The following is a 7172-nucleotide window of genomic DNA, read 5'->3' on the forward strand; positions in this document are numbered from 1 at the left end:
TGCGGCAGAAAGGTTAATTTTCTGCCGCAGCGACAAAAACCTCTTCTTGTTTTAACACTTCCCCACATTTTCGACATAAATATTGGTTTTCACCTCGTAGCACTTTGTTATGACGGCGTATGGTTAATTCATGAGTCATTTCACAGGCACAATGGTAGCGAAAAGTTTTACTTTTTACTGTCGTAACCGCAAAGTTGTGTGTACGTTTCGCTGTGACTTCCAGTACGTGTTGCATCATCCATTTCCATTCTTTGCCATGTGGTGCGATATTTTTACGGCCAAATATATGAAAAACCAACAAATGCGCTAATTCATGAGGCACAACCTCATCAATAAATTGTTCTGTATTTTCGATGAGTAAACTGGGGTTGAGGCGAATTTCCCATTCTTTTAAGTAAGCACTACCCGCAGTTGTTCCCCGTTGTTTGTAATTAACCGTTGGTTCTGGAAATGACTGTTCGAGTTTATGCTCTGCAAGTGCGAGCTTTTCTCGCAATATGCGCATAACTTGTTGTTGTAGAAAAAGTGGAACACGGATTGTTTTCATGGAGTAAAGGATACGTGAAGGCAATGGGCATAAACAAGCAATAATTGACATATATTATACCAAAATATATATTGTATTTTTATATAATATAAAACAGCAAGAACATATGCACAATAATCCATCTGAACAGCAACTATTAGCGATGAAGCAGGCTGCGTCAGAAACAGCTTCATTATTGAAAACACTAGGGAATCCTGATCGTTTAATTTTATTATGCCAATTAACACAGGGTGAAGCCTGCGTGAGTGAGTTAGAAGAGCAGTTAGGAATATTACAACCGACACTCTCTCAACAATTAACGGTATTGCGTAATGAAGGCTTAGTGATGACGCGTCGTGAAGGAAAGCGCATTTACTATGCGATTGCAGATGCGAAATTATTTACGTTACTCAATACATTATACCAGCTTTATTGCCCTGTGAAGGAGATATGAAATGACAATCGATTGGGCTAATTTTACACCACTGTCTGCTGCAATTGGCGGTGTATTGATTGGGTTAGCCGCTGCAATTTTATTAGTTTTTAACGGCCGTATTGCGGGTATTAGCGGTATTTTAGGTGGGTTGCTAAAACTAACGAAGGGAGATACTGCGTGGAAAGTCGCTTTTATTATTGGTCTGATGAGCGCCCCAGCACTATTTACTTGGTTGGCGTTTACACCAGAAGTTAGCATTGCAACCAGTACACCTATTTTAGTTTTAGCTGGGCTGTTTGTTGGTTTTGGCTCACGGCTTGGAAGTGGTTGTACTAGCGGCCATGGGATTTGTGGCATGGCAAGGTTATCTCGTCGTTCAATTGTTGCTGTATTGGTCTTTATGATTGTTGCTTTTGTAACAGTCGCATTAGCTAACCATTATGGGATAGGGAGATAAACCAATGCCTATTCTTATCGCATTAATTTCAGGGATACTGTTTGGTTTAGGATTGGTCATTGCCGGAATGGGAAATCCAGCAAAGATTTTAGCGTTTTTAGATATTACTGGAACGTGGGATCCCTCTTTATTAATTACGATGGCAGTTGGAATGGTAATCAGTGGTATTGCTTTCTTAGGGGTTAAAAAACGCTCTGTTAGTGTACTAAATTGCCCATTGCAAATTCCGACCAATCAAACGATAGATAAAAAACTAGTCACCGGAAGTGTGTTATTTGGTGTGGGATGGGGGCTAGCAGGGATTTGCCCAGGGCCTGCATTATTGTTAACGGGAATGGGATTAACACAAGGGATAATATTTACATTAGCGATGGTTGCTGGAATGGCTATTTTCCAGTTTACGCAAAAAAATTAACCGTTAATTCAGCGCAAGTCTAATCGGTTTTGAAAATAAACGAGGAAAATCAATTTATTGATTTCGGCTGATAACACAAAGCGGGAAAAACCACGCTTTTATCCCGCTTTGTCAACAACCTCAAACCCATCATTAGATGGGTTTGGTTGTATGTGGTTTATTTACCAACGTAATTACAAGCCTGCGGCGGCACGCAATGCTTCAGCTTTGTCAGTTTTTTCCCATGGGAACTGTGAACGACCAAAGTGGCCGTATGAAGCAGTTTGTTGGTAAATTGGGTGTAATAAGTCAAGCATCTTGATTAAGCCGTAAGGACGTAAGTCAAAGAATTCACGAACTAATTGAATTAATAATGACTCATCAACTTTACCTGTTCCAAAGGTTTCTACCATAATCGATGTCGGTTCTGCCACGCCGATAGCGTAAGAAACTTGAATTTCACAACGGTCTGCGAGGCCCGCGGCGACAATATTTTTTGCCACGTAACGTGCTGCATAGGCTGCTGAACGGTCAACTTTTGATGGGTCTTTACCAGAGAATGCCCCACCGCCATGGCGAGCCATACCGCCGTAGGTATCTACAATGATTTTACGGCCTGTTAAGCCACAGTCACCCATCGGCCCACCGATAACAAAACGACCCGTTGGGTTAATAAAGTACTTGGTATCTTTTGATAACCACTCTGCTGGTAGAACTGGCTTGATGATCTCTTCCATCACCGCTTCATGCAGGTCTTTTTGTTGAATATCTTCAGAATGCTGAGTAGATAAAACAACGGCATCAATACCTACAATTTTGTTATTGTCGTATTGGAATGTTACCTGACTTTTCGCATCTGGGCGTAACCATGGCAACGTGCCATTTTTACGAACATCCGCTTGGCGCTGAACTAAGCGGTGTGCATAAGTAATAGGAGCAGGCATTAATACATCAGTTTCGTTGGTTGCATAACCAAACATTAGGCCTTGGTCACCCGCGCCTTGTTCTGATGGGTCAACACGGTCAACACCTTGGTTGATATCAGGCGACTGTTTACCAATTGCACTTAAAACAGCACATGAATTGGCATCGAAGCCCATTTCGGAACTGGTGTAGCCAATTTCGCGAACAGTTTTGCGCGTGATTTCTTCAATATCAACCCAAGCACTGGTGGTGATTTCTCCCCCGACCATTACCATACCTGTTTTGACGTAGGTTTCGCAGGCAACGCGAGCTTTCGGGTCTTGTTCCAGAATAGCATCAAGTACTGCGTCAGAGATTTGATCAGCAATTTTATCTGGATGCCCTTCTGATACAGACTCAGAAGTAAAGAGATGTGTAGCCATGAGATTAATACCTTAAGAATTCGCAAATTTATAATTGGATGTTTTAACATCTAGACGGCTATTTTAGTCCCATACGGTAAAAATTTCTACCTGTATTTATACAAAAAAGGAATAGAGCCATAAAACAGCAATGGGTAAAGTTTTATCGCAATTTAGTCATTTTGGTTTTGCTTTTTGAGCGCAATAGATGTATAAACTGCGACCGTAACGGATGGTTGTTGTTTCCCGTTATATACCAGCAGAATGATATAAAACTTCTGCTATCTATCAGGAATGTTTATAAACTTTTGAATTTCAATAAAAAATAAGGTGATATAGCTTAAATCAACAGGTCAAACTGCCAAAATAGTGCTACCACATTGAAATTTTAAAGGGGTAAACAGTTATATTGGGGGTTAATGGGTAATGATCCATAATCTACTGAATAACAGTATCCAACCGTCATATGCGGATCGCCGCGTGACTTTGGCATTTACTTTCCTGTCATTCTTTACTTCATCACGAAGTTACCGTCACATCTTTAATACACCTTCGAGGCTGAGTCATTAATCTGTCAGCTTAAGGTCGTATATTGTCACTGTTTAGAAGTTCTAAGCACTTTTTATTAAAATCTGAGTATTGCCGTTTCCCCGACATAACTGCCTTGCAGTGTTATGTCCTCACTGACATGCATCAGGAAGGAGAACGCGTCACTCACCCCTCCATAAAAGGAGTTTATTATGAATGATAATATCGCTCGCAAAATGCGTCAGACGTACAACATCGCGTATTGGGGTGGTGGTTACTATCAGGTGAATGAGCGCGGAAATGTCTGTGTTTGCCCGAATCCTGAGAACCCAGACACCTTTGTTGATTTAGCTGACCTCGTTAATCAGGTTAAAGAAGAGCAGGAGCATTTACGCTTACCTGCATTGTTTTGTTTCCCGCAAATCTTACAGCATCGTTTACGTTCAATAAACGCGGCATTTAGACGCGCACGTGAGTCTTATGGCTATAAAGGCGATTACTTTCTGGTTTATCCCATAAAAGTTAACCAGCAACGCCGAGTCATTGAATCGCTGGTTAATTCTGGCGAGCCGCTCGGCCTTGAAGCGGGTTCAAAAGCTGAATTAATGGCTGTTTTAGCCAACGCAGGTAAAACACAGACTGTTATCGTCTGTAATGGGTATAAAGACCGTGAATATATCCGATTAGCGTTAATTGGGGAAAAATTAGGTCACAAGGTTTATCTTGTTATCGAAAAAATGTCTGAAATTGAGATGGTATTGGCAGAAGCGGAAAGCTTAAATGTCACACCACGCTTAGGGGTTCGTGCCCGTTTGGCTTCCCAAGGCTCAGGTAAATGGCAGGCAAGTGGCGGTGAAAAATCTAAATTTGGTTTGGCTGCAACTCAAGTACTGCAATTAGTGGAAATTTTACGCAATGCGAATCGCCTAGACAGCTTACAGTTGCTTCATTTCCATTTAGGCTCTCAGATGGCCAATATTCGCGACATCGCTACGGGTGTCCGTGAATCAGCGCGTTTCTATGTGGAATTACATCGCCTAGGCGTTAACATTCAGTGCTTTGATGTGGGCGGTGGCCTTGGTGTTGACTATGAAGGTACTCGTTCTCAATCCGATTGCTCGGTCAACTATGGTTTAAATGAATACGCTAACAACGTGATTTGGGCAATTGGGGATGCGTGTGAAGAATTCGATTTACCGCACCCAACCGTAATCACAGAGTCTGGCCGAGCTCTTACTGCTCATCATACCGTTTTAGTCTCCAATGTAATTGGTGTTGAGCGTAATGAATTTACCAAAACAACACCACCTCATGAAGATGCACCACGTTCATTGATTTCCTTATGGGAAACGTGGGAGTCAATGCAGCATCAAGGTAATAGCCGTTCATTACGTGAATGGCTGCATGATAGCCAGTTCGACTTACAAGAAGCGCACACTCAGTATGCACACGGCGTACTAGATTTAACGCAACGAGCATGGGCAGAAGAGTTATACCTAAATATTTGCCGCCGTATTCAACAGGATTTAGATCCAAGTAATCGTGCTCATCGTCCGATAATCGACGAACTCCAAGAGCGCATGGCTGATAAGTTTTATGTGAATTTTTCCTTATTCCAATCGCTACCAGACTCTTGGGGAATCGACCAAGTGTTCCCAGTATTACCGATTGAAGGGTTAGATAAACCATTAGACCGTCGCGCGGTACTGTTAGATATCACCTGTGACTCAGACGGTATTATTGACCATTATGTGGATGGTGATGGCGTTGAAACCACAATGCCAATGCCTGCATATGACCCAGAAAACCCACCAATGATAGGTTTCTTTATGATTGGGGCATACCAAGAAATTTTAGGTAACATGCATAACCTATTTGGTGATACTGCCGCGATAGATGTCTGGGTTGATAGCCAAGGCAACTTGCGTTACTTGCAAAGTGAAGAGGGCGATTCTGTGGCAGATATGCTGCAATACGTCAAATTAGTACCGGAAGTCCTACTAGAAAGCTTTACAGAGCAAGTAAAAGGCACCGGTTTAAGTGAGCAACTTCAAAAAGACTTTGTGGAAGAGTTCGAGAATGGCCTATATGGGTATACTTATTTAGAAGACGAGTAATCCAGTACTGAAAGGTTAGGTGCTAATATAGTACCTAACCTTTATTTTCAATGTGTTATGTGAATATTCGCGTGCTGATGGTAATTCAAGGGGCACCAATGGCACATGTACATTTCATGTATATTTCATGTAATTCTCGAGGTTATTATATTTGGCAAAAGTCATATGTAGGAAAGCTAATTCGATTTGACTTGAGAACTAGAGATCTACAAATAGCTCATAAACGTTCAAAAATTCTACTAAGTACTTTTTATCGATTAAAGAAAGAATGCACTGATTTTGATGAAATTAGAGCTCATTTAGTGAATGAGCGAGATATGTTCATCGAGCAAGAGATCCATTTAGAAGCAAACTACATTTATTGGATTAATAGCGGGAATTTGCCTAATAGACAGCAGCATGATAGCCGCTTTCAACCTAAAGGGCATAAAATTAGTCAAGTTGCTGATGAGTGGTACAACGAAATGAAATCTGAATGGAGACCATTAACATTTAAAGGTAACAGGGCTGCGATTGATTACTTGATTAGTCAATATGGTGATACTGATATTCAGTCATTTGATAAATCAAAGGTAGCCAGCTTTAAAAAAGGCTTAAAGAACAAATATAAGTCTGAATTCTCTAGCCAATCCTTGTTTAAAAAAGTATCAGCTCTTTTTAGCTTTGCGGCAGAGAAAAGAGATTATCTTACTAAAAATCCTTTTAGTGGTATGGGATATAAAAAAATTAAAAAAGTGAATCCTAGGATTCCAGTATCTTGTGAATCACACAGGAAAGTACTTGAACTTATAGAGCACAAATCTCATCTGTGGTGGCTTATACAGGTACTATATTACACTGGTATGAGAGTGACCGAATGTATACAGCTAACAGAGCAGGATTATGTATACATTGCAGATAAAGGACAAAAGATAGCTTGTATAAGTGTTAATGATAGGGATGGTAAGAGGATTAAAAATTCAAGTAGTATAAGAACTATACCAATTCATAAAAATTTACTTCAAAGCGGAATTATGGATGAGAAGCCAGTATTTCCATGGACTGTTCATAATCCAGTATCTAATGCTGTAGCAAATCTATTTAAAAAAATAGATGAAAAGCATAGCCCACATGACTATCGATACGCTATGAGTGATAGGCTAAGAGATATATCAGACCTTCCCGACCATATAAGGTTTAGCATACTTGGTCACAGTAGTAGTACTATGACTGATAGCGTATACAGAGGGAAAGAGCCTATTTTTCTGATGAAAGAAGCTATTGACCGAACTTAGCTATGTTGTTCCAACATAGCTAAGTTTTTACCATCAGCACGCGAATATTCACATAACACATTGAAAATAAAGGTTAGGTACTATATTAGCACCTAACCTTTCAGTACTGGATTAC

General features: G+C 40.5%; 7 protein-coding genes. 5 read left to right on the forward strand and 2 right to left on the reverse strand.

Annotated elements, in window-relative coordinates; all coding sequences use genetic code 11:
- Positions 1-13 precede the first annotated feature (13 nt).
- On the reverse strand, positions 14-547 hold the full coding sequence (locus tag PR683_RS15690; protein WP_147318185.1) for a SprT family zinc-dependent metalloprotease: 534 nt from the start codon (positions 545-547) through the stop codon (positions 14-16).
- A 106-nt stretch (positions 548-653) separates the two neighbouring features.
- Between PR683_RS15690 and PR683_RS15695 the strand changes: the two genes are divergently transcribed.
- Genes PR683_RS15695 through PR683_RS15705 form a run of 3 tightly spaced genes read left to right on the forward strand, consistent with a single transcriptional unit; the run spans position 654 to position 1834 of the window.
- Complete coding sequence (locus PR683_RS15695) at positions 654-980, forward strand: ArsR/SmtB family transcription factor (RefSeq protein WP_110732107.1); 327 nt, start codon at positions 654-656, stop codon at positions 978-980.
- A 1-nt stretch (position 981) separates the two neighbouring features.
- Complete coding sequence (locus PR683_RS15700) at positions 982-1419, forward strand: YeeE/YedE family protein (protein WP_164528540.1); 438 nt, start codon at positions 982-984, stop codon at positions 1417-1419.
- A gap of 4 nt (positions 1420-1423) precedes the next feature.
- Positions 1424-1834 carry a DUF6691 family protein gene (locus tag PR683_RS15705; protein WP_004262080.1) on the forward strand — a complete coding sequence of 137 codons (411 nt, stop codon included), beginning with the start codon at positions 1424-1426 and terminating at the stop codon, positions 1832-1834.
- A 173-nt stretch (positions 1835-2007) separates the two neighbouring features.
- Here PR683_RS15705 and metK read toward each other — a convergent pair whose 3' ends face one another.
- Positions 2008-3159 carry a methionine adenosyltransferase gene (metK, locus tag PR683_RS15710; protein WP_004262078.1) on the reverse strand — a complete coding sequence of 384 codons (1152 nt, stop codon included), beginning with the start codon at positions 3157-3159 and terminating at the stop codon, positions 2008-2010.
- A 719-nt stretch (positions 3160-3878) separates the two neighbouring features.
- Between metK and speA the strand changes: the two genes are divergently transcribed.
- Positions 3879-5783: a biosynthetic arginine decarboxylase gene (gene speA / locus PR683_RS15715; protein WP_004262076.1), complete on the forward strand. Its 1905-nt coding sequence runs from the start codon at positions 3879-3881 to the stop codon at positions 5781-5783.
- Between the two features lie 98 nt (positions 5784-5881).
- Complete coding sequence (locus PR683_RS15720) at positions 5882-7057, forward strand: tyrosine-type recombinase/integrase (RefSeq protein WP_164528541.1); 1176 nt, start codon at positions 5882-5884, stop codon at positions 7055-7057.
- The last annotated feature ends 115 nt before the right edge of the window (positions 7058-7172 follow it).

Origin of the sequence: Providencia sp. PROV269 (genome assembly GCF_028477785.1) — a bacterium.
In the GTDB taxonomy this organism is placed as follows: domain Bacteria; phylum Pseudomonadota; class Gammaproteobacteria; order Enterobacterales; family Enterobacteriaceae; genus Providencia; species Providencia rettgeri.

Excerpts from the sequence above, each read along its gene's own strand:
- metK (WP_004262078.1), bottom strand. The coding sequence starts at position 3,159 with ATGGCTACACATCTCTTTACTTCTGAGTCTGTATCAGAAGGGCATCCA.
- PR683_RS15720 (WP_164528541.1), top strand. The coding sequence starts at position 5,882 with ATGGCACATGTACATTTCATGTATATTTCATGTAATTCTCGAGGTTAT.
- PR683_RS15690 (WP_147318185.1), bottom strand. The coding sequence starts at position 547 with ATGAAAACAATCCGTGTTCCACTTTTTCTACAACAACAAGTTATGCGC.
- speA (WP_004262076.1), top strand. The coding sequence starts at position 3,879 with ATGAATGATAATATCGCTCGCAAAATGCGTCAGACGTACAACATCGCG.
- PR683_RS15700 (WP_164528540.1), top strand. The coding sequence starts at position 982 with ATGACAATCGATTGGGCTAATTTTACACCACTGTCTGCTGCAATTGGC.
- PR683_RS15695 (WP_110732107.1), top strand. The coding sequence starts at position 654 with ATGCACAATAATCCATCTGAACAGCAACTATTAGCGATGAAGCAGGCT.
- PR683_RS15705 (WP_004262080.1), top strand. The coding sequence starts at position 1,424 with ATGCCTATTCTTATCGCATTAATTTCAGGGATACTGTTTGGTTTAGGA.